At 62.1% G+C, this 21,169-nt stretch carries 18 protein-coding genes; 16 read left to right on the forward strand and 2 right to left on the reverse strand.

All coding sequences use genetic code 11. From position 1 onward, the window contains the following. Positions 1-30 precede the first annotated feature (30 nt). Both O1W68_RS10910 and O1W68_RS10915 read left to right on the forward strand, forming a co-directional pair. Positions 31-555, forward strand: coding sequence for a gamma carbonic anhydrase family protein (locus O1W68_RS10910; RefSeq protein ID WP_269303459.1), 525 nt, complete (start codon positions 31-33; stop codon positions 553-555). After that, the gene (locus O1W68_RS10915; protein WP_269303460.1) at positions 552-1,244 is read left to right on the forward strand and encodes a uracil-DNA glycosylase; all 693 of its coding nucleotides are present in this window, start codon (positions 552-554) and stop codon (positions 1,242-1,244) included. Before O1W68_RS10910 ends, O1W68_RS10915 begins: the two co-directional genes overlap by 4 nt. Before the next feature lie 11 nt (positions 1,245-1,255). Here the strand turns inward: O1W68_RS10915 and O1W68_RS10920 are convergent, their stop codons facing one another. Both O1W68_RS10920 and rpmB read right to left on the reverse strand, forming a co-directional pair. Then, entirely contained in the window at positions 1,256-2,077 is an 822-nt protein-coding gene (locus O1W68_RS10920) for an enoyl-CoA hydratase/isomerase family protein (RefSeq protein WP_442972343.1), read from the reverse strand. Between the two features lie 127 nt (positions 2,078-2,204). After that, entirely contained in the window at positions 2,205-2,396 is a 192-nt protein-coding gene (rpmB, locus tag O1W68_RS10925) for a 50S ribosomal protein L28 (RefSeq protein ID WP_084348574.1), read from the reverse strand. Between the two features lie 345 nt (positions 2,397-2,741). On the opposite strand from rpmB, the gene O1W68_RS10930 reads away from it, so the two are divergent. The 14 genes from O1W68_RS10930 (at position 2,742) to ftsY (ending at position 21,035) form a co-directional block, all read left to right on the forward strand. Continuing rightward, entirely contained in the window at positions 2,742-4,427 is a 1,686-nt protein-coding gene (locus O1W68_RS10930; RefSeq protein WP_442972344.1) for a DAK2 domain-containing protein, read from the forward strand. A gap of 47 nt (positions 4,428-4,474) precedes the next feature. Continuing rightward, positions 4,475-6,754: an ATP-dependent DNA helicase RecG gene (recG, locus tag O1W68_RS10935; RefSeq protein ID WP_269303467.1), complete on the forward strand. Its 2,280-nt coding sequence runs from the start codon at positions 4,475-4,477 to the stop codon at positions 6,752-6,754. 90 nt (positions 6,755-6,844) lie between these two features. After that, entirely contained in the window at positions 6,845-10,255 is a 3,411-nt protein-coding gene (locus tag O1W68_RS10940) for a pyruvate carboxylase (RefSeq protein WP_269303468.1), read from the forward strand. Positions 10,256-10,327: 72 nt separating this feature from the next. Beyond that, positions 10,328-10,885, forward strand: a complete 558-nt coding sequence (gene rsmD, locus O1W68_RS10945; RefSeq protein WP_269303470.1) for a 16S rRNA (guanine(966)-N(2))-methyltransferase RsmD — start codon at positions 10,328-10,330, stop codon at positions 10,883-10,885. Between the two features lie 13 nt (positions 10,886-10,898). After that, positions 10,899-11,387, forward strand: a complete 489-nt coding sequence (coaD, locus tag O1W68_RS10950; RefSeq protein WP_084348578.1) for a pantetheine-phosphate adenylyltransferase — start codon at positions 10,899-10,901, stop codon at positions 11,385-11,387. A gap of 109 nt (positions 11,388-11,496) precedes the next feature. Further along, entirely contained in the window at positions 11,497-12,264 is a 768-nt protein-coding gene (locus tag O1W68_RS10955; protein WP_269303749.1) for a DivIVA domain-containing protein, read from the forward strand. A 143-nt stretch (positions 12,265-12,407) separates the two neighbouring features. Then, complete coding sequence (locus O1W68_RS10960) at positions 12,408-13,016, forward strand: YceD family protein (protein WP_442972326.1); 609 nt, start codon at positions 12,408-12,410, stop codon at positions 13,014-13,016. Positions 13,017-13,018: 2 nt separating this feature from the next. Then, a complete protein-coding gene (gene rpmF, locus O1W68_RS10965) occupies positions 13,019-13,201 on the forward strand; it encodes a 50S ribosomal protein L32 (RefSeq protein ID WP_084348580.1) in 183 nt (60 codons plus the stop codon). Positions 13,202-13,211: 10 nt separating this feature from the next. After that, positions 13,212-14,054: a ribonuclease III gene (rnc, locus tag O1W68_RS10970; protein WP_269303473.1), complete on the forward strand. Its 843-nt coding sequence runs from the start codon at positions 13,212-13,214 to the stop codon at positions 14,052-14,054. Between the two features lie 10 nt (positions 14,055-14,064). Beyond that, positions 14,065-14,931 carry a bifunctional DNA-formamidopyrimidine glycosylase/DNA-(apurinic or apyrimidinic site) lyase gene (mutM, locus tag O1W68_RS10975; RefSeq protein ID WP_269303475.1) on the forward strand — a complete coding sequence of 289 codons (867 nt, stop codon included), beginning with the start codon at positions 14,065-14,067 and terminating at the stop codon, positions 14,929-14,931. 38 nt (positions 14,932-14,969) lie between these two features. Continuing rightward, positions 14,970-15,398 (forward strand): OsmC family protein, encoded by a 429-nt coding sequence (locus tag O1W68_RS10980; RefSeq protein ID WP_269303477.1) that lies wholly within the window; start codon positions 14,970-14,972, stop codon positions 15,396-15,398. Positions 15,399-15,465: 67 nt separating this feature from the next. Next, on the forward strand, positions 15,466-15,741 hold the full coding sequence (locus O1W68_RS10985) for an acylphosphatase (RefSeq protein ID WP_269303479.1): 276 nt from the start codon (positions 15,466-15,468) through the stop codon (positions 15,739-15,741). 76 nt (positions 15,742-15,817) lie between these two features. After that, positions 15,818-19,546: a chromosome segregation protein SMC gene (smc, locus tag O1W68_RS10990; protein ID WP_269303481.1), complete on the forward strand. Its 3,729-nt coding sequence runs from the start codon at positions 15,818-15,820 to the stop codon at positions 19,544-19,546. Positions 19,547-19,622: 76 nt separating this feature from the next. Continuing rightward, entirely contained in the window at positions 19,623-21,035 is a 1,413-nt protein-coding gene (gene ftsY / locus O1W68_RS10995) for a signal recognition particle-docking protein FtsY (protein ID WP_269303483.1), read from the forward strand. The last annotated feature ends 134 nt before the right edge of the window (positions 21,036-21,169 follow it).

The raw sequence follows: 21,169 nt of genomic DNA on the forward strand, positions 1-21,169 counted from the left end.
CCAAGATGTTGGACATGTAAGTTGCAGGACATGGCAATCTACGCGCTCGGCGACCGTGAACCGCAGATACACCCCGACGCTTACGTGCATCCCGACGCCGTGGTCATCGGAGCTGTGACCTTGGCCGCAGGCTCGTCTCTCTGGCCCGGAGCCGTACTTCGCGGCGACTACGGAACGATTTCGGTCGGCGCATATACCAATGTGCAGGATGGAACGGTCGTGCACTGCACGCCGATCCACCCGACTGTCATCGGAGCGAACTGCGTCCTCGGCCACAACGCTCACGTGGAGGGCGCAATCATCGGTGACGATTGCCTGATCGCTTCCGGTTCGGTGGTCCTCAACGGTTCGACGATCGGTGCCGGTTCGATCGTCGGCGCCGGAGCAGTGGTTCCGTTCGGATTCGCAGTTCCAGAGCGACGTATGGCTCTGGGGGTACCCGCGAAAGTCCGCGCGGGATATGAGGTTCCGCTCGGTCACCTCGACATCAACGTGAAAATGTATGCGGCGAATGCCGCCTACTACCGTGACTCGCTTCGGCGGTTGGACGTATGAACGGTAGGCCACTCGCCGATATCGTCGAAAGCGGTTGGGCCACAGCACTTGCACCGGTGGCGGACCGGATCGCGGCAATGGGGGACTTCCTTCGAGACGAAATCGCCCAGGGCCGCACCTATTTGCCATCCGGTGAGAACGTGTTACGCGCTTTCTCACGGCCTTTCGCGCATGTTCGGGTTCTCGTCGTCGGCCAGGATCCATACCCGACCCCCGGACACGCTGTCGGGCTGAGCTTTTCGGTTGCTCCCGACGTTCGCCCGGTCCCGCGGAGCCTGACCAACATCTTCAAGGAGTATTCGAACGATCTCGGATTCCAGACGCCATCGAGCGGAGACCTGACCCCATGGGCGGACCAGGGGGTTCTCCTCCTCAACAGAGTCCTCACCGTCGAACCAGGGGTCGCCGCATCGCACCGCAAGAAAGGGTGGGAAGCGGTGACCGAACAAGCGATTCGAGCGCTGGTAGCGCGCGAGGAAGCAGAGAAGCCGTCGGGACTCGTCGCCATCTTGTGGGGTCGCGACGCGGCAACGCTGAAACCCATGCTGGGACGGACTCCCACCATCGAGTCCGTGCATCCGTCACCGTTGTCGGCATCGCGCGGGTTCTTCGGAACCAAGCCCTTCAGTCGCACCAACGAGCTACTGATCGCCGACGGATACGAGCCTATCGACTGGCGGCTTCCCTGACGGTGCGCTGGTCAGGAAAAATCGGGTCGACGTTTCTCGACGAAAGCATCGACACCCTCGCGGCCTGTGGGTCCTACCGCCGCCGCGGAGATCGACACGGCCTCTGCCTCCAATTGCTCGGCCAGAGTCCGGTGCTCCGAGTGCGCCAGCAACTCTTTCGCACCGCGGTAAGCCGACGTCGGCCCTGCGGCGAACGCTCGAGCCAACCGCTCGGCCTCGCTCACGATGATGTCGTCGCCGACTAGCCGGCTCAGTAATCCGAGTCGCACGGCTTCTTCGCCGTTGAGGATCGAGTCGTTCAGGAGGATGTCACGCGCTCTGACCGAGCCCACGATGCGCGGCAAAGTCCAGGTCATCCCGCCATCCGGGGTGAAGCCGATTCCTGGGTAAGCCGGACGCATCTTGGTTGCCCGCCCGCCGATGGCGACATCGGCGTGACATACCAAGCTCATCCCGGCACCTGCTGCCCATCCATGCACACCGGCGACGACGGGAACGGTCGTGGCCGCCAGTTCCAGGACGAAGGCATGGAAGCCGTCGGCCACGGCGCGGACGTAGCTTCCGCGATCGTCCGCTGAAGCGAAGGCTCGCACGTTGCCGCCCGCGCAGAAATTGGCACCGGTACCGACGAGAAGAACGCATCCGACGCGGAGATCACCTGCGTTCACCGACCGAAGTGCCGCAGCCCCTTCGGTCACGGCATCGCCACTGAGTGAGGTGCCCGCGGAATCGGTCGACACGATGATCTTCAGGACCCCGTCAACCAGTTCTACATGATTCGTGCTTTCGAAGTTCGTCACAATCGCACTGTATCCGGCCGCATCGGTCGGCATCGACGGTGCCCTGACGACGAGAAGCGATCGCGAGTACATCCCTGCCGAACTGCTATGGCCGACAAGACAACTATGGCCTCACTGCTCCGAGAGCAGTGAGGCCATAGTCGAGTCTCGTGGGCGAAAGTCAGCCCCGAACCACCTTGCCTGCCTTGAGGCAGGACGTGCAGACGTTCATGCGCTTGTTGTTGCCGGGGGCAACCTGTGCATGAACAGTCTGGATGTTCGGGTTCCAACGACGGTTGGTCCGTCGGTGCGAGTGCGAGACCGACTTACCGAAGCCGGGCCCTTTGGCGCATACGTCGCAGACGGCAGCCATAGTCGCGAACTCCTTGATAGATGATTGATCATTAACGTGCGGGCGGTTGCTCCGAATAACTTCAGCAGACAGTACGCCGAACCACACCGGGCAACCCTGCAAGAATAGCGGGCGTAGCGGGAATTAACCAAACCGCGTCCGGACTCCACGTCGTGAGAGACGCTCGGCAGAGTGCCGACCTGTGCCTGCAGGAGCACGAGTCTAGGCTGACTCTCCGAAAGAAGCTGGGTCATGGAACGTCACTGGCGCAGCAAAAGAATGTCGGTTCTTTCAGCGAGAACTGGGGGCGAACAGGTGGTGGACGTGGTCGAGCACGGCGAGAAGTCGATGGCCGTCGGCAGGCCCATGTCCTCGCCTGAGTCCTCGCCCGAGTCCTCGCCTGAGTCCTTGATAGGAGTCGAGCAGATTCGACTGTGGGCCTATAGATGTGTCGACGGCCTCACTGCGCGATGCGACGAGATCAACGAACTGAACGTCTTCCCTATCGCGGATTCCGATACCGGTACGAATCTCGTGTTCACCATTCGTGCGGCGGTGGAGTCGATGCGCACTGCAGGCGCGGATTCCGATATCGCTGCCGTTGCCGCTGCGCTGGCACAAGGCGCCATAGCTGGTGCGCGGGGCAATTCCGGGGTGATCGTGTCGCAATTGATGCGCGCCGTCGCAGAGGTTGCGACCGACGGTGAGTTAGATGGAGCCGCGCTCACCCGTGCACTGGTTCGGGCGGCCGATCTCGTCGTCGACGTCGTGAGCGTTCCGGTGGACGGGACGATTGTCAGCGTGCTGGGCAGTTCGGCACGTGCGGTCGTGAACCTCGGTCAGCCGTGCGATATCGCAGCGGTGGCGCGTTGCGCAGCCGAGTCGGCAGCCGTGGCACTCGACCGCACACGTCACCAGCTGCCGGCTCTTCGAGCAGCAGGAGTGGTCGATGCAGGCGCGCTCGGTCTTCTCGTGATGCTCGACGCGCTCTGTGGTGTCGTGACCGGAACCGAGCTGCCGCCGAGACAGCGCTACCACCGACAAGTGACGACCGAAGCCAGTCGCGCCGTGACGCCGAGATCGAAAAATCGGCTCGAGTCGGTGCAGGTAGGAGAGGCAATCATCGGATACGAGGTTCTCTACCAGCTCTCCGACATCGATGAGGCCGCTGCGATCGAGTTGCGGCGAGCGCTGACAGAGATCGGTGATTCGGTGGTCGTCGCCGGCGACGGCAACGGTTCGTGGTCCGCTCATGTTCACACGGCCAATGCTGGTTCGGCCGTCGATATAGGTATATGCGCCGGGCGGATACATGGTGTGCGCATCGCGGCCTTCGGCGCGGGGGAGAACTGTGACACGGCGCCGTCGACTCCTGGCGACAGCGGAGAAGTTTTCGGTCGAGAGATATTGGCGGTGGTGGCAGGCGACGGCGCCGAGCAGCTGTACCTCGCCGAGGGTGCACACGTACTTCGTTGCGACACAACAGAGATAGGGACCACACAGTTGTGCGCGGCGATCGTCGGATCTCGACACACGGAGGTCCTCGTCCTGCCGAACGGGGCATTGTCCGCCCAGGAGTTGGTGGCCGTCAGCGTCGCTTCACGCAACGCAGGCAAGGACGTTTTGATGCTTCCGTCGTCGTCGATGGTTCAAGGCCTGGCGGCACTTGCAGTCCACGACCCGACCAAAGAAGGAGTGGACGACGCATTCACGATGTCCGAAGCGGCAGCGGGAACCCGGTGGGCTTCGGTCCGAATGGCCGAGGGGCGTGCCCTGACGTGGGTGGGGACGTGTGAACCCGGTGACGGCCTCGGACTTGTCGGGCGGGAAGTGGTGGTGATCGGGTCCGACGCGATCACGGCCGGATGCAACCTGCTCGATCAATTGTTGTCGGCGGGTGGTGAGATGGTGACCATGCTGCTGGGGGAGCCCGCAGACGCCGAATTCGGTCAGCGGTTGGCCGAGTACGTCGCCGAGCACCATCCCGTTGTGGAGTTCGTCACCTATCGCGGAGGGCAGCCAGGAGACATGGCTCAACTCGGCGTGGAATGAAACTGCGCACGAGAACCGGATCGAGAAGGTAAGGACGACAAGGGAAGATGGTGGCACTGTCGGATCGGCTCGACGCGGTCCTCGGCGACAAGGTTGCCGGGCCCTTGGCCGAATTGTTCGCGCTCGAGACCGTCGAGGATCTGTTGCGGTACTACCCACACCGCTACATGACGCAGGGCGCCGAACTGAGCGAGAAGGAACCCCCCGAAGGCGAGCACATCACCATCGTCGCGACGATCGCGTCGGCAACGTTGCGAACGATGAAGGCGCGCAAAGGGCAGTTTCTTGCAGTGTCTCTTGCGGCGGAAGATCAGCAGATCGATGCGACGTTCTTCAGCCCCCACAAGCTCAAGCATGTCCTCACCCCTGGTAAGCGTGGAATGTTCTCGGGCAAGGTCAAGTATTTCGGCCGACGATGGAATTTGACGCACCCGAGTTACGTGATGCTCGGTGGGGACGATGATGACGGGGCGGTACTCACCAAGGGTCGGGTCGTAGGTGGCGGATCGTTGGCCGGTTTGGCGCGTGGCTCGCTCGATTCGTCAGGCAGTGTCGACATGTCGGTGTTCGAGCGCGCATTCGTTCCGATCTATCCCGCGGCGAAGGACGTGGAGAGTTGGACGTTCATGCGCTGCGTCCGTCAGGTTCTCGACCAACTTGACACCGTCGAGGACCCGCTTCCGCCGGAGGTGCGTTCGGAGCGAAGATTGGTGGACCTCGACACCGCGCTGCGTTGGATACATTTTCCGGACTCTGCGGAGGAAAAGGACCAGGCCAGAGCGCGTCTGAAATTCGATGAAGCGCTTGCAGTGCAACTCGTCCTGGCAGCGCGCAGACAGGATGCGTCGAGCAGGGTGGCGCCTGAATGTTCGCCGCGTGTGGACGGGATTGCGGCGGAGTTCGAGCGTCGACTTCCGTTCACACTGACAGCAGGGCAGTTGACGGTGGCGGCGGAAATCTCGGCGGACTTGTCGCGAGGACATCCGATGTCGCGATTGCTACAGGGTGAAGTGGGATCGGGTAAGACAGTGGTTGCCCTACGGGCGATGCTGCAGGTGATCGATTCGGGACATCAATGTGCTTTGTTGGCCCCTACGGAGGTCCTTGCGTCGCAGCACGCGCGATCGATCTCGGCGATGCTGGGCTCGTTGGCGGCCGCCGGCGAACTCGGATCCCACGAGCTCGCCATCAAGGTCGCCCTGCTGACCGGTTCCATGTCGACGGCGGCCAAGCGGACAGCGCTGCTGGATGCAATTACCGGAGACGCCGGAATCGTGATCGGGACGCACGCGCTCATCCAGGATCGGGTCGAGTTCATGGACCTAGGCATGGTCGTCATCGACGAACAGCACCGGTTCGGTGTCGAACAACGGGACGCGCTCAGATCCAAGGCGCGCAACAACACAAGCCCACACCTGCTCGTGATGACGGCAACACCTATTCCGCGGACCATTGCCATGGCCTCACTGGGTGATCTCGAGACGTCCATTCTCGCCGAGCTCCCGCGCGGTCGCGCACCAATCAAGACCAGTGTGGTTCCAGCATCCCAGAAGCCGAGTTGGGTCGATCGTGCGTGGGAACGCATTCGTGAGGAGGTCCGCGCGGGCCGACAGGCGTACGTCGTCTGTTCTCGGATCGGAGACGACGATGCGGAGGGTACTGGGAAGCGGCCACGAACACGTGCAGCCGGACACGAAGACGATCGCGCACTGCCGGAGACCAAATCTGCACTCGAGATGTACGACTTGCTCACCGGTGGCCCGTTCGCCGATCTCCGTGTCGGGATGCTGCACGGCCGGATGCCCGCGGAGGAGAAGGACGCCTCGATGCAGGACTTCACTGCAGGCGAGATCGATGTGCTGGTGTGCACGACCGTGGTCGAGGTCGGCGTCGACGTACCGAATGCCACGGTCATGGTGATCGTCGACGCCGATCGATTCGGAATCAGCCAGTTACATCAGCTACGGGGTCGCATCGGCCGTGGCGGTCACCAGGGTCTGTGCATCATGATCAGCCAACTCAGTCCGATGGGTGCTTCGTTCTCGCGATTGACGGCAGTGGCCGCGACCAATGATGGATTCGAGTTGGCCAAACTCGATCTGACTACGCGTCGCGAGGGCGATGTGCTCGGCGCAGCACAATCGGGGACCGTGACCAGCCTTCGCCTGCTCTCGCTCATCGACGACGAAGACGTGATCGCCGACGCCCATGCGTGCGCAAGGTCGCTGTTCGAGTCGGATCCGACGATGGCCGATCATCCTGGCGTCGCGTCGATGATGAAATCCGCATGGCGATCGGACCGGATCGACTATCTGGAGAAGTCCTGACGGGTCTCTGCACCGTTAAAGACCCCGAACCATCTCATATCTCGAGATGGCGGACACAATTCGTGGACTTGTCGGCGGTAGGTTTAGCGCATGTTCTCCAAAGTGTTGGTTGCCAATCGTGGCGAAATTGCCATCCGTGCATTTCGCGCGTCGTACGAGTTGGGTGCCGCTACCGTGGCTGTCTTCCCGTTCGAGGACCGCAATTCGCTTCACCGAACCAAGGCGGACGAGGCCTACGAGATCGGGGAGAAGGGCCATCCCGTCCGCGCCTATCTGTCGGTGAAGGAAATCGTCGCTGCAGCACAGCGGAGCGGTGCCGACGCGGTCTACCCGGGCTACGGATTCCTGTCGGAGAATCCGGATCTCGCTGCTGCGTGCGCGGAGGCGGGCATCACGTTTGTCGGGCCTTCGGCCGAGGTGCTCGAATTGACGGGCAACAAGGCCCGCGCAATTGCCGCGGCCAAGCGTGCCGGTCTGCCGGTTCTAGCCTCCTCCGAGCCGTCTGCGGACGTCGAGGAATTGGTCGCAGCTTCGGAAACGATGACCTTCCCCTTGTTCGTGAAGGCAGTGGCCGGCGGCGGCGGCAGGGGCATGCGCCGGGTGGCCGAGCCGGCGCAGTTGCGCGAATCGATCGAAGCGGCAGCGCGTGAGGCGGAGTCGGCGTTCGGTGACGCGACTGTGTTTCTGGAGCAGGCGGTCATCGATCCACGGCACATCGAGGTGCAGATCCTGGCGGATGGGCAGGGCAACGTGGTGCACCTGTTCGAGCGGGATTGCTCTCTGCAGCGGCGTCATCAGAAGGTCATCGAGATGGCCCCTGCGCCGAATCTCCCTGGGGAGCTCCGTGATCGGATGTGCGCCGACGCGGTCGCTTTTGCGAAGGAAATCGGTTACTCGTGCGCGGGCACGGTGGAGTTCCTTCTCGACACTCGTGGCAACCATGTGTTCATCGAGATGAACCCGCGCATCCAGGTGGAGCATACGGTGACCGAAGAGGTCACCGATGTCGATTTGGTGCAGGCACAGTTGCGTATTGCCTCGGGGGAGTCCCTCGCCGATCTGGGGTTGGCTCAGGAGAACATCGTGTTGCGTGGGGCGGCATTGCAATGCCGAATCACCACCGAGGATCCGTCGAATGGTTTTCGTCCCGATACCGGGCGGATCACCGCGTACCGCACCCCTGGTGGTGCCGGTGTGCGATTGGATGGTGGCACGACACTCGGCGCCGAAGTGGGCGCCTACTTCGATTCCATGCTCGTGAAGTTGACGTGTAGAGGCAGAGATTTCGATACCGCGATTGCGCGTGCGCGTCGCGCGGTGGCGGAGTTCCGTATTCGTGGCGTAGCAACCAACATCCCGTTTCTGCAGGCAGTTCTGGTCGATCCGGACTTCACTGCGGGGAGGGTGACGACGTCGTTCATCGAGGAGCGTCCGCAGTTGCTGACCTCGCGTACCTCCGGTGACCGCGGTACGAAGATTCTGACGTACCTGGCGGATGTGACGGTCAACAAGCCGCACGGGGAGCGGCCGTCGCCGGTGTACCCGCACGACAAACTTCCCCACATCGATTTCTCGGCGCCGATTCCCGACGGCAGTAGGCAGCGCTTGTTGGCGTTGGGCCCGGAGGGTTTCGCTCGGGATCTTCGTAATCAGAAAGCCCTCGCAGTCACCGACACGACATTTCGGGATGCACATCAGTCGTTGCTCGCAACCCGGGTTCGCACGTCCGGGTTGTTGATGGTCGCACCCTACGTGGCACGCACGACGCCGGAGTTGCTCTCGATCGAATGTTGGGGTGGCGCGACATACGATGTGGCACTGCGTTTCCTGCACGAGGATCCGTGGGAGCGTCTGGCCGCGTTGCGTGAGGCGGTGCCCAACGTTGCCTTGCAGATGTTGCTACGTGGTCGTAATACGGTGGGCTACACCCCGTATCCGGAGAAAGTGACGCGCAGCTTCGTAGCGGAGGCGACCGACACGGGTATCGACATCTTCCGCATCTTCGATGCGCTCAACAACGTCGATCAGATGCGTCCGGCGATCGATGCGGTTCGTGAGACGGGCACCGCGTTGGCCGAGGTTGCCTTGAGCTACACCGGTGACTTGTCGAATCCGAACGAGACGCTGTACACGCTGGACTATTACCTGAAGCTGGCGGAGCAGATAGTCGATGCGGGTGCCCATGTGCTGGCGATCAAGGACATGGCCGGGCTGTTACGTGCGCCCGCCGCACGGACGTTGGTAACGGCGTTGCGGAGCAATTTCGATCTGCCGGTGCATGTGCACACCCACGACACTCCCGGTGGTCAGTTGGCGACGTACCTGGCGGCCTGGGAAGCAGGCGCTGATGCAGTCGACGGAGCGAGTGCATCGATGGCAGGTGCAACTTCGCAGCCTGCGTTGTCAGCGATCGTGGCTGCTGCTGCGCACACCGAGCGAGATACGGGCCTGGATCTGGCCGCAGTATGTGATTTGGAGCCGTACTGGGAGGCGTTACGGAAGGTGTATGCGCCCTTCGAATCGGGTCTGATGGCTCCGACCGGACGCGTGTACACCCACGAGATTCCGGGTGGGCAGCTCTCGAATCTCCGTCAGCAGGCGATCGCGCTGGGTCTGGGCGACAAGTTCGAAACCGTGGAAGCGAATTACGCTGCCGCAGACCGGATGTTGGGGCGTCTGGTCAAGGTGACGCCGAGTTCGAAGGTGGTCGGCGATCTTGCGCTCGCCTTGGTCGGCGCCGAAGCGTCGGCAGAGGAGTTCGCGGAGAACCCCGGAAAGTTCGACATCCCCGATTCGGTGATCGGTTTTCTGCGTGGCGATCTCGGAACTCCTGCGGGCGGATGGCCGGAACCTTTGCGTACCAGGGCGTTGGAGGGTCGAAGTGAGGCCAAACCCGAGACCGAGCTGACGGTCGAGGAGGAACGGAGTCTCGATGGAACTTCGGCAACACGTCGGGAGATGTTGAATCGGTTGCTCTTTCCTGGCCCCAGCGCAGAGTTGGCGGAACATCGGGAAAAATTCGGCGACACGTCGCGGTTGTCGGCGAATCAGTTCTTCTACGGTCTGCGTCAGGGAGACGAGCATCGTGTTCAGCTCGAGAAGGGCGTGGAGTTGCTGATCGGGTTGGAGGCTATTTCCGATGCTGATGAGCGGGGGATGCGCACGGTGATGTGCATCCTGAACGGTCAGTTGCGCCCGGTGTCGGTGCGGGATCGTTCGATTTCCAGTGAGGCACCGACGATCGAGAAAGCAGATCGGTCCAATTCCGGGCACGTTCCGGCACCGTTTGCGGGTGTGGTGACGTTGGCAGTGGCCGTGGGAGACGAGATCTCGGTGGGAGAGACGGTTGCCACAATCGAAGCGATGAAGATGGAGGCCGCGATCACGGCACCGAAGGGCGGAAAGGTCAGCCGCCTGGCCATCGGCGGTGTCCAGCAAGTCGAGGGAGGGGATCTGCTCGTCGTGATAGGCAGCGGGGAGGGAGCTTCGGTGAACGACTGACGGGGTGTGAACACGGCGGCAAAGGGGAACTCGACACTGAGTGACCTTCTGTAACTGAGTAACCTCCTGTAGATGACCCGGATCGTGGCAGGCATCGCAGGAGGCCGAACCCTGAAAGTCCCGCCTCGCGGCACGCGCCCGACATCGGACCGTGTCCGCGAGGCGTTGTTCAGCTCGTTGGACTCGCGTCTGGATCTCGACGGCGCCAACGTACTCGATCTGTATGCAGGGTCGGGCGCCCTGGGATTGGAAGCACTTTCACGCGGTGCGTCGACTGTCGTGATGGTGGAGTCCGATCCGCGAGCGGCAGAGGTGATTCGGGGTAACGCCGCCGGCATCGGTCTGCCCGGTGCGTCCGTTCGATGTGCGCCGGTCTCCGCGGTGTTGGCGAGCCAGCCCGACCGCCCTTACGACCTCGTGTTGGCCGACCCTCCCTATGCCGTCGCCGATTCCGCGGTGGCGCAGATGCTCGTCGAACTTCTGACGAACGGTTGGTTGGCACCGCAAAGTCTTGTGGTGTTGGAACGCTCGTCCCGATCGGCAGTGACCACCTGGCCGGAAGGCCTGGTGGCGGAGAAGGTCAAGAAGTACGGCGAGACGCGAATCGAAATCGCCGTACTGGCACGGTGATAGCGTGAGCTCCATGACTGGAGCAGTGTGTCCTGGATCCTTCGACCCGGTGACCAATGGCCATATCGATGTGATCACCAGGGCTGCGGCGCAGTTCGACGAGATCATCGTCACCGTCATGATCAACAAGAGCAAGCGTGGCCTGTTCTCTGTCGACGAGCGCATCGAGCTTCTCGGCGAAGCTACGGCTCATCTGAAGAACGTCCGGATCTCCTCGTGGCACGGCCTGCTCGTCGACTATGCAAAGCAAGAGGGCTTCACTGCGATTGTGAAGGGTCTGCGTGGGGCAAACGATTTCGACTACGAACTTCAGATGGCCCAGATGAACCAGCGGTTGACAGGTGTGGACACCCTTTTCATCCCCGCGAATCCGTCGTTCAGCTTCCTGTCCAGTTCGCTGGTCAAAGAGGTTGCTACGTTCGGTGGAGATGTCGCAGGCATGGTTCCCGAGAATGTTCACTCCAGGCTTCTGAGCCGCATCGCCGAGCGCGCCGCCGAATAGATCGGGCGACACACCGAGGCGAGTGCGACGCGCAGGCAGCAATCACCAGGCAAACTGGAAGTGCACTTTCCGCACGTTTCTTCGTAGTTTCTATCGATTGGGGTTACCGGTGTACCGCGTATTCGAGGCACTCGACGAACTCGTCGCCATTGTCGAGGAGGCGCGCGGTGTCCCTATGACGGCCGGCTGCGTTGTTCCTCGCGGCGATGTCCTTGAACTTCTCGACGATGTGCGCGACTCGATTCCTGGTGAACTCGACGACGCGCAGGACGTCCTCGATCACAAGGACAAACTGGTCACGGACGCTCGGGCGACGGCAGAGAAAACTGTCACCTCGGCCAACGACGAAGCCCAGGACACCGTCGAGAATGCGCGCGATTCCGCAGACCGAATCTTGGCCGATGCGAAATCGCAGGCCGATCGCATGGTTGCCGAGGCGAAGGCTCACTCCGAGCAACTCGTCGACGATGCGAACGACACCGCGGAGCGTTCGGTCGAAGCAGGAAGGCGTGAGTACGAGACGCTGACGACGCGGGCGCGGTCGGAGTCGGAGCGTCTCATCGAGTCGGGTCAGGCCTCGTACGATCGTTCGGTCGCAGACGGAGCCGAGGAGCAGGCGCGGTTGGTCGATCAAACCGAGGTCGTGCAGGCCGCACGCACAGAATCGGCGCGAGTCATCGACGCTTCGCATGCCGAATCAGACCGAATGCGCAGTGAATGCGACGTCTATGTCGATACCAAGCTGGCGGAGTTCGAGGAGTTCCTCAGTGGCACTATCCGCTCTGTGGGGCGAGGTCGCCAGCAGTTGCGGACTGGATCGGGTGTCCCGGACTACGGCCCGGATCCGTCCGGAGATGGGCGTCGTTCGCGCAGGTAAATCGTCAGATTTGCTCATATCCGAGTCTGTGCGTACCGTTGTGTGGTTGCCCAAAGGTTGTTCTCGTCCGGCGCACCATCTCGGTGCCGTTGGTCGAACAGCTCCAAGGTGATCGAATCAATCGTCTGAGCAGGAAGATTACTGTGTCTACCCGTCGTAATACCCCTCGTGCCGAAGCGGGCACGGGATTCGTGCTGGATATCGACAACCTGAGCCGTCGGCCCGGGTCCATGACGGAGATCCAGCGGACGATTGTCGCGCCTACGCGAATCGGTCTCGATGCGATCGCCATCGAAAAAGGGTCTTCGGTCGATCTCGATCTTCGCCTCGAAGCAGTATCGGAAGGTGTCCTTGTCACCGGCACTGTCCGGGCAGACACTGCAGGTGAGTGCTCGCGGTGCCTGGAGCCCGTTTCCGGTGCTGTGGATGTCTACCTCACCGATCTGTTCGCGTACCCGTCCAGCGTCACTGAGGACACGACGGACGAGGAAGAGATTCATCGCGTTGTCGACGATCAGATAGACCTACAGCCAGTCGTCGTGGATGCGGTCGGATTGGAGCTTCCATTGCATCCACTCTGCCGTGAAAACTGTCCGGGATTGTGCTCGGAATGTGGCATCAACCTGGCGATTGCGGAATCTGGACATAATCATGAGATAGTTGATCCTCGCTGGGCTGGACTTGCAGCCAAATTTGGCGTGGATCCAGTTTCAAGCACCGAACTTGTGAACAACGAAGCCGAGGAGAAGTAGAAGTGGCTGTCCCGAAGCGTAAAATGTCGCGTTCCAACACGAGGTCGCGTCGTGCACAGTGGAAGGCCACAGTGCCTACGCTTGTCACGTGCCCCAACCGTGGATGCGGCGAGAAGACTCTGCCCCACATTGCGTGCCCCTCGTGTGGCACCTACAAGGGCCGACAGGTAGCAGCAGCTGTCTGATCTTCAGCACATGACACCGAAGAGCAGTTCTACTCACCTGAACCGCTCGACAGCCGACAGCGGCGGGGACGACCGAGAGTCGCTCCTCGCCGCTCTTGGCGTCGTACTTGCTGAACCGCTGTTGACTCTGGCATTGACCCACCGGTCGTACGCGTACGAGCGTGGTGGTCTGCCGACCAACGAGCGTTTGGAATTCCTGGGTGATTCGGTTCTCGGTTTGACCGTGACCGAAGAGCTCTACACCGCACATCCGGAGAAATCCGAAGGCGAGCTGGCAAAGATTCGTGCCAGCGTCGTGAACATGCATGCTTTGGCCGAGGTGGCACGCGAACTCGGCGAAGGCGGTCTCGGCCGTCATCTGTTGCTCGGCAAGGGTGAAGAACAGACCGGTGGTCGTGACAAGCCCAGCATTCTGGCCGATGGCATGGAGTCCCTCTTGGGCGCGATTCACCTCCAGCATGGGATAGAGGTCGCACGTCGTGTCGTCCTGACTCTGTTCGCACGCCTACTCGACCGAGCGCCGCGCTTGGGCGCCGGCCTGGACTGGAAGACCAGTCTTCAAGAGCTGACGGCTGTGAAATCGCTCGGCGTGCCCGTGTACGAAATCTCCTCCACCGGACCAGACCATGACAAAGAGTTCACCGCCACCGTCGTCATCGGCGGAAGGCCACTCGGCGTAGGGGTCGGCCGATCCAAGAAAGAAGCCGAGCAGAAGGCTGCGAGTACCGCCTGGAACGACATCTCCGCCGGAAACGAGAGCTCGGACGCTATCGAGCCCCCCGCCGTCGAGTCCCCCGCCGGCGCACTCGACTCGCCCGCCACTGACGTCGCGACCGCTCCGCACGCGGAGTAGCGGATACTCGATGCCGGAGCTACCCGAGGTCGAAGTAGTGCGCCTCGGCCTCGAATCGCACGTAGTCAGCACAACCATCGAATCGGTGGAGGTATTTCACCCTCGCGCGGTCCGGCGTCACTTTGCTGGTGCGCGGGACCTGGAAGCTCAGCTACGCGGCCGCCGTATCGTGTCGGCGGAACGTCGCGGCAAGTATTTGTGGTTGCCGCTCGATGCGCAGGACGACGCGATCGTCGTGCACTTGGGAATGAGCGGCCAAATGCTCGTGCAGCCACCGTCGGTGCCTGCAGAGAAGCACCTCCGCATACGTGTAGGGCTCGACAACGGAGCCGAACTTCGATTCGTCGATCAACGAACTTTCGGTGGTTGGGCTATCGCGCACCTCGAATCTGTCGACGGGTCTGTTGTTCCAGAGTCCGTGGCGCACATCGCACGAGACCCGGTGGATCCATTATTCGATGCGGAATCCGTCGTGAACGTGTTGCGGGGCAAGCACACCGAGATCAAGCGCGCCATACTGGACCAAACGGTGCTGTCGGGCGTGGGCAACATCTACGCCGACGAGGCACTGTGGCGTGCCAAGATTCACGGCAACCGAATTGCAGAGACCTTGTCCAGGCCAGTTCTACGCAGACTGTTGACCTCGGTTCACGCAGTGATGGGTGAGGCTCTCGCGCAAGGCGGCACATCCTTCGACGCGCTGTATGTCAATGTCAACGGCGAGTCGGGATACTTCGATCGGTCGTTGGATGCGTACGGTCAAGAGGGGCTGCCATGTTCACGTTGTGGAACCCCGATCCGGCGTGAGAAGTTCATGAACAGATCGTCGTACAGCTGTCCCACCTGCCAGCCGCGACCTCGGAACACCCGGACCTGACGCAGCCCTGACTGCTGGTCACCCTAGAATCGATCCTCATGGCTGATGAGAGCACACCGACGGCACTGTGGGTCGAACGGACGGGGACGCGTCGGTACACCGGAATGAGCTCGCGAGGAGCCGAGGTGTTGATCGGTTCGGAATCGGTCGACGGGGTCTTCACCCCTGGCGAGTTGCTCAAGATCGCGCTCGCGGCATGCACCGGGATGAGTTCGGATCTCCCATTGTCACGCCGCCTCGGTGACAATTTCGACTCGAAGGTGACGGTGTCCGGTTCTGCCGATCGCGAGAACGAACGCTACCCGGAGTTGCGTGAGGTACTCGCGGTCGATCTCAGCGAGCTCGACCCCGATGCGCAGCAGCGGTTGCTGACCGTCGTCGAGCGCGCCATCGACAAGGTGTGCACCGTCGGGCGCACTTTGAAAGCAGGCGCTGAAGTATCTCTCGAAATAGACGTGGACGGCTGACGATGGGGATTCCGACGTCGATGGCGATCGACTCGCTCTACAGAACGGTCCGGAAGTTGACCTCCTCGTGAGCGAGATCCGGTTGACCGCCTGGGTGCACGGTTCGGTGCAAGGCGTCGGGTTCCGGTGGTGGACCCGTTCGCGCGCCCTCGAACTCGGCCTGGTCGGCCACGCGACGAATAGCGCGGACGGTCGAGTGCTCGTCATCGCCGAGGGCGCACGAGAAAGCGCCGGGCGCCTCCTCGAACTGCTTCGCGGGGGAGATACACCGGGCGTGGTAACCCTCGTCGTGGAGAGCTGGGACAGGCCGCGTGGTGGGCTCAGCGGTTTCGTCGAGCGGTGATGAAGAGACGTCATCGGACCGTGGCGCTCCAGATCGCGTACGCGCAGGTGAGGTACACCCGGTACTCTGAAACGCCATGCATCTCAAGAGTCTGACGCTCAAGGGCTTCAAGTCCTTTGCTTCGTCGACGACTCTTCGTTTCGAGCCAGGTATTACCTGCGTCGTCGGGCCCAACGGGTCGGGGAAGTCCAACGTCGTGGATGCGCTCACCTGGGTCATGGGGGAGCAGGGAGCGAAGGCTCTACGTGGCGGCAAGATGGAAGATGTCATTTTTGCGGGCACCTCGGGACGTGCTCCGCTCGGGCGTGCGGAAGTGACGCTCACGATCGACAACTCGGACGGTGCGTTGCCTATCGACTACTCCGAGGTGTCGATCACGAGGCGAATGTTTCGTGATGGCGCAGGCGAATACGAGATCAACGGAGCCTCGTGTCGGTTGATGGACGTCCAGGAATTGCTGAGTGACTCCGGTATCGGCCGCGAAATGCACGTCATCGTCGGGCAGGGGCGGCTCGCTGCGATCCTCGAGTCCAGACCGGAAGATCGACGAGCCTTCATCGAAGAGGCTGCTGGCGTTCTCAAACACCGTAAGCGCCGAGAGAAGGCTGTCCGCAAGCTCGACGCCATGCAGGCGAACCTGGCCCGATTGACCGACCTGACCACCGAGCTCCGACGTCAACTCAAGCCACTCGGTCGTCAAGCCGAGGTCGCTCGTCGCGCGCAGACGGTCCAAGCGGATCTGCGCGACGCCCGGCTGCGTATCGCGGCCGACGACTTGGTCGGTCGACGCGCAGAGTTTGCCAACCAGACTCAAGACGAAGCTGCGGCCCGCGAGCAGTACGCGACTGTCCAGGACACGCTCGAGGCAGGCAATGTCGCACTCGGAGAGCTCGAACAGTCGGTTGCACGATTGACTCCGAGCGCGGAGGCCGCCGGGCAAACCTGGTTTCAGTTGTCCGCACTCGCCGAACGAGTCAACGCCACCATCAGAATCGCGAAAGAGCGTGCACGTCATCTCGATTCGGCGTCGTCGACGGGGCGTGGTCAAGACCCGGACGAACTGGAAGCTCAGGCCGATCGTGTCGCCGAAGAGGAATTGGAACTCGTCGAGGCCGTCGAGATCGCACGCGAGTCTCTCGAGGCTGCGCGAGAACAGTTGGCCGAACGTGAGGCTGCGGCTTTCGAGGCGGAACGCGCTCATATGGCTGCGGTGCGTGCGGTCGCCGATCGCCGAGAAGGATTCGCCCGGCTTTCCGGACAGGTCGACACCTACCGAACCAAGGCTGATTCCACCGATGCGGAGGTTGCTCGGCTGTCGGTGGCTATCGACGAGGCTCGTGAGCGCGGAGACATCGCGCAAATGGAATTCGAGAGCGTTCAGGACCAGATAAGCGGGCTCGATGCCAGTGAATTGAGTCTCGACACGCAATACGAGCGAGCCGTGATGGCGCTCCGAAGCGCGGACGCGCGCGTGACCGAATTGCAGAACGAGGACCGTGTTGCAGGGAAGAAGGTCGCCTCGTATCAGGCTCGAATCGAAGCCCTGAAGATGGGACTCGAACGCAAGGACGGAGCCGGTTGGCTCATCGAGAACTCTCAGCCTGGCCTGTCCGGTGTACTTGCGGACCGCATCAGCGTGGAATCGGGCTTCGAGGTGGCGGTGGCGGTGGCATTGGGCCCCGTAGCCGACGCCGCTCACGCCGAATCGTTCAGGAGTGCACTCGATGCCGTTCTGGCACTGCGTGATGCGGACGGTGGGCGTGCCGCCGTCGTCTTCGGCGATGTCACGCCTTTCGTGAATCGGCGCACCGTCCAGTTGCCACATGGCGCCAGGTGGGCGCTCGATGTGATCCAGTTCCCCGATGCGCTTTCCGGTTCGATGACTGCGTTGCTCAGCGGCATCGTAGTCGTCGAATCTCTCGACGACGCCGCGTCATTGGTGCAGTCGTCACCTGGAGTCAGGGCAGTGACGAAGGCCGGGGATCTCGTCGATACAGGATGGGTGACGGGTGGCTCGGACAGGCGGCCGAGCACCATCGAGGTACAGTCGGCGATCGATATTTCGACAGTCGAACTTGCTGCCGCAGAACGATATTCGTCCGAACTCGAGGCCGCATTGTCCGGAGCGCTCGCAGAGCAATCCGATCGCCGTGAATCCGCCGAGCAAGCGCTGGCGGCGCTCAACGAGTCCGACGCCGCGATGGCAGCGGTGTACGAGCAGCTCGGTCGCCTCGGGCAGCTGGCGCGATCGGCACACACAGAATCCTCGCGCTTGACCGAGCAACGAAATCGAGCCGAAACCGGTCGTGAGGAGGCTCTGACTGCGTTGGCTGAGCTCGAGGAGCGACTAAGGCTGGCCGAGGACGAGCAGGCCGGGACCGACAGTGGATCCGATTCGGGTGAATCGATCATGGCGCGTGAGATGGCTGCCGCAGCATTGTCCGAGGTTCGATCTGTCGAGGTCGACGCACGTCTGAATGTCCGCACAGCCGAGGAGCGGGCGCAGTCCGTTCGAGGTCGCGCGGACTCGATGCGTCGAGCTGCGCGCGTGGAACGTGAGGCTCGGGCGCGGGCCGAACGGGAGTTGATCGGGCGTCGGCACGCTGCAGCAGTAGCGCAGGCGGTCGCGTCCGCCGGCGATCGCGTAGCCGAACGGCTCGCCGGCGTCGTCGCTGCCGCTTCCGCTCGTCGCGACGAGCTTGCTGCCCAGCGTGCCACTGCTACAGCCGAATTGGAACGGGTCAAAGAACAGGTTCGAGCTCTTCAGGCCCAGCTCGTGTCTATCACCGACGCGGTTCACCGCGATGAAATTGCTCGCGCGCAGGCTGCGCTCAGAATCGAGCAGCTCGAGGCGACGATCCTCGAACAGCACGGTATCGGGCTCGACGACCTGATCGCCGAATACGGGCCGGACGTGAGCCTGCCACCGACGGAACTCGAGATGAGTGAGTACGAGGCCGCCAAGGAACTTGGGGAACAGGTGGTGGCACCCGCCCCGATGCCGTTCGACCGGTTGGCTCAGGAAAAGCGGGCGAAACGTGCCGAACGGGATTTGGCGACGCTTGGAAAGGTGAACCCCCTCGCGCTCGAAGAATTTGCTGCGCTCGAAGAGCGTTACAACTTTCTCTCCACGCAACTGGAGGACGTCAAATCCGCCCGCAAGGATCTGCTCGAAGTGGTCGCCGATGTCGACGAGAGAATCCTGCAGGTCTTCACCGAAGCGTGGTTCGACGTCGAACGCGAGTTCACCCAGGTGTTCGCCAAGTTGTTCCCAGGTGGAGAGGGGAGACTGATCCTCACCGAACCTGGGAACATGCTCACCACAGGTATCGAGGTCGAAGCACGCCCACCGGGAAAGAAGGTCAAGCGACTGTCCCTGCTGTCCGGTGGCGAGAAGTCCTTGACGGCCGTAGCGATGCTTGTCGCTATTTTCCGAGCGCGACCGTCTCCGTTCTACGTGATGGACGAGGTCGAAGCGGCACTGGACGATACGAACCTCCGACGTCTGATCGGGTTGTTCGAGCAACTTCGCGAGAAGTCGCAGCTGATCGTCATCACCCACCAGAAGCCGACAATGGAGGTTGCCGACGCACTGTACGGAGTATCGATGCGCGGCGACGGCATCACGACGGTGATTTCGCAACGCCTCAACCGCAACCGCGTAGAGACGATCGGCAGCGTAACGGCCCCCGATGTCAGCGAGTCAGATCTCCCGGAAGCACCGGTCTCTCATGACAGTGTCCGTGACGATTCCGTGCCGGCAGACGAAGTTTCTGTGCCGGAAGGCTCTGCGTCACCGAACTGAGTTCGCGTGATGCGCTGTGCACTTGCCCGCCAGGGTGCCGGTTGGGTGGCGAAGACGTTCCTGACAGGATGGACGCGTGAGTAGCGAAGCATGGATCATCGTCGCGGCCGTTCTGGCCATCCTGGCCGTGGGGCTCGTAGTCGGACTCGTGGTGTCGCGTCGTCGGCGAATATCGCTCACCTCTCCGGAGACGCCGAAGATCGAGGAGGGCGAGAAAGACAAGTCGGGCGGATACAAGGCCGGTGGGGGATTCTCGTTCAGCCAGGGAAGCTCGGTTGCCGAGCCAGATCTCGCGCCGAAACCACAGCCCGAGCCGCTACCCGAGCCTGTGGCCGCCCCGGAGCCCCAGCCTTCACTGGAGCCCCAGCCTTCTCTGGAACCTGAGCCTTCTCTGGAGCCAGAGCCTTCTCTGGAACCTGCGCCGTCGGCAGAGCCCGAGCCGTCTCTGGAGCCTCAGCCGTCTCTGGAACCTGAGCCTTCTCTGGAGCCTGAGCCATCCCCGGAACCCAAGCCGGCGCCTGCCCTCGATTCCGATCAGGTATCCGCCGCGCAGGTTCTCGACGAGATTGCTCCTACCGATGGGCGGTTGGATCGCCTACGCGGTCGACTCTCTCGCTCGCAGTCCGCAATCGGTAAGAGCTTGTTGGGAATCCTCGGCGGCGGCGACCTCGATGAGGATTCGTGGGAAGAAGTCGAGGACACACTGCTGATCGCAGACCTCGGTTCGTCGACGACCAACGAGATCATGACCTCGCTGCGCGAGCAGATGGCGTCGCGGAGCATCCGCACAGAGGCCGACGCCCGAGCGTTGCTGCGAGAGATTCTCGTCAAACAGTTGCATCCGGAGTTCGATCGGTCGATCAGAGCGCTGCCGCATGAGGGCACACCTGCTGTGCTACTTGTCGTCGGTGTGAACGGGACGGGCAAGACGACCACGACCGGGAAGTTGGCGCGCGTGCTCGTTGCGGACGGGCGTCGTGTTCTGTTGGGTGCCGCGGATACGTTCCGTGCCGCTGCGGCGGATCAATTGCAGACGTGGGCCGAGCGTGTGGGTGCCGACGTCGTTCGCGGCAAGGACGGCGCCGATCCGGCTGCCGTTGCCTTCGACGCAGTGACGCGAGGTATCGAGCTGGGAGTAGATGTTGTTCTTGTCGACACCGCCGGACGTCTCCATACGAAGTCCGGATTGATGGACGAACTCGGCAAGGTCAAGCGGGTAATCGAGAAGCGAGCGCACGTCGACGACGTGTTGCTTGTCCTGGATGCGACCGTGGGGCAGAACGGTCTGATGCAGGCACGCGTATTCGCCGAGGTAGTGAACATCACCGGGGTGGTCTTGACCAAGCTCGACGGCACTGCCAAGGGGGGCATCGTCTTCCAGGTGCAGCGTGAACTCGGAGTGCCGGTCAAGCTCGTCGGACTCGGGGAAGGCGCCGACGATTTGGCTCCTTTCGAGCCCGAGGCCTTCGTCGATGCGTTGCTCGGCTGACCGGATCGGCTCGGTCGATGTCTGCCCGGAGTACGTCGGGCGGTAAGTAGTCGGCCGAAATCAGTGGTTTTCTGAAAATTCAGTGGTTCTTCGGAATTCGATCAAAACCACAAACGCCTGCACGAAATGTTATT

The organism is Rhodococcus sp. H36-A4 (assembly GCF_027158005.1).
Classification (GTDB): Bacteria; Actinomycetota; Actinomycetes; order Mycobacteriales; family Mycobacteriaceae; genus Rhodococcoides.

Excerpts from the sequence above, each read along its gene's own strand:
- O1W68_RS10940 (WP_269303468.1), top strand. The coding sequence starts at position 6,845 with ATGTTCTCCAAAGTGTTGGTTGCCAATCGTGGCGAAATTGCCATCCGT.
- O1W68_RS10980 (WP_269303477.1), top strand. The coding sequence starts at position 14,970 with ATGGCTGATGAGAGCACACCGACGGCACTGTGGGTCGAACGGACGGGG.
- smc (WP_269303481.1), top strand. The coding sequence starts at position 15,818 with ATGCATCTCAAGAGTCTGACGCTCAAGGGCTTCAAGTCCTTTGCTTCG.
- recG (WP_269303467.1), top strand. The coding sequence starts at position 4,475 with ATGGTGGCACTGTCGGATCGGCTCGACGCGGTCCTCGGCGACAAGGTT.
- rnc (WP_269303473.1), top strand. The coding sequence starts at position 13,212 with ATGACACCGAAGAGCAGTTCTACTCACCTGAACCGCTCGACAGCCGAC.
- O1W68_RS10915 (WP_269303460.1), top strand. The coding sequence starts at position 552 with ATGAACGGTAGGCCACTCGCCGATATCGTCGAAAGCGGTTGGGCCACA.
- coaD (WP_084348578.1), top strand. The coding sequence starts at position 10,899 with ATGACTGGAGCAGTGTGTCCTGGATCCTTCGACCCGGTGACCAATGGC.
- O1W68_RS10910 (WP_269303459.1), top strand. The coding sequence starts at position 31 with ATGGCAATCTACGCGCTCGGCGACCGTGAACCGCAGATACACCCCGAC.
- mutM (WP_269303475.1), top strand. The coding sequence starts at position 14,065 with ATGCCGGAGCTACCCGAGGTCGAAGTAGTGCGCCTCGGCCTCGAATCG.
- O1W68_RS10920 (WP_442972343.1), bottom strand. The coding sequence starts at position 2,077 with ATGCCGACCGATGCGGCCGGATACAGTGCGATTGTGACGAACTTCGAA.
- O1W68_RS10930 (WP_442972344.1), top strand. The coding sequence starts at position 2,742 with ATGTCCTCGCCTGAGTCCTCGCCCGAGTCCTCGCCTGAGTCCTTGATA.
- rpmB (WP_084348574.1), bottom strand. The coding sequence starts at position 2,396 with ATGGCTGCCGTCTGCGACGTATGCGCCAAAGGGCCCGGCTTCGGTAAG.
- rsmD (WP_269303470.1), top strand. The coding sequence starts at position 10,328 with ATGACCCGGATCGTGGCAGGCATCGCAGGAGGCCGAACCCTGAAAGTC.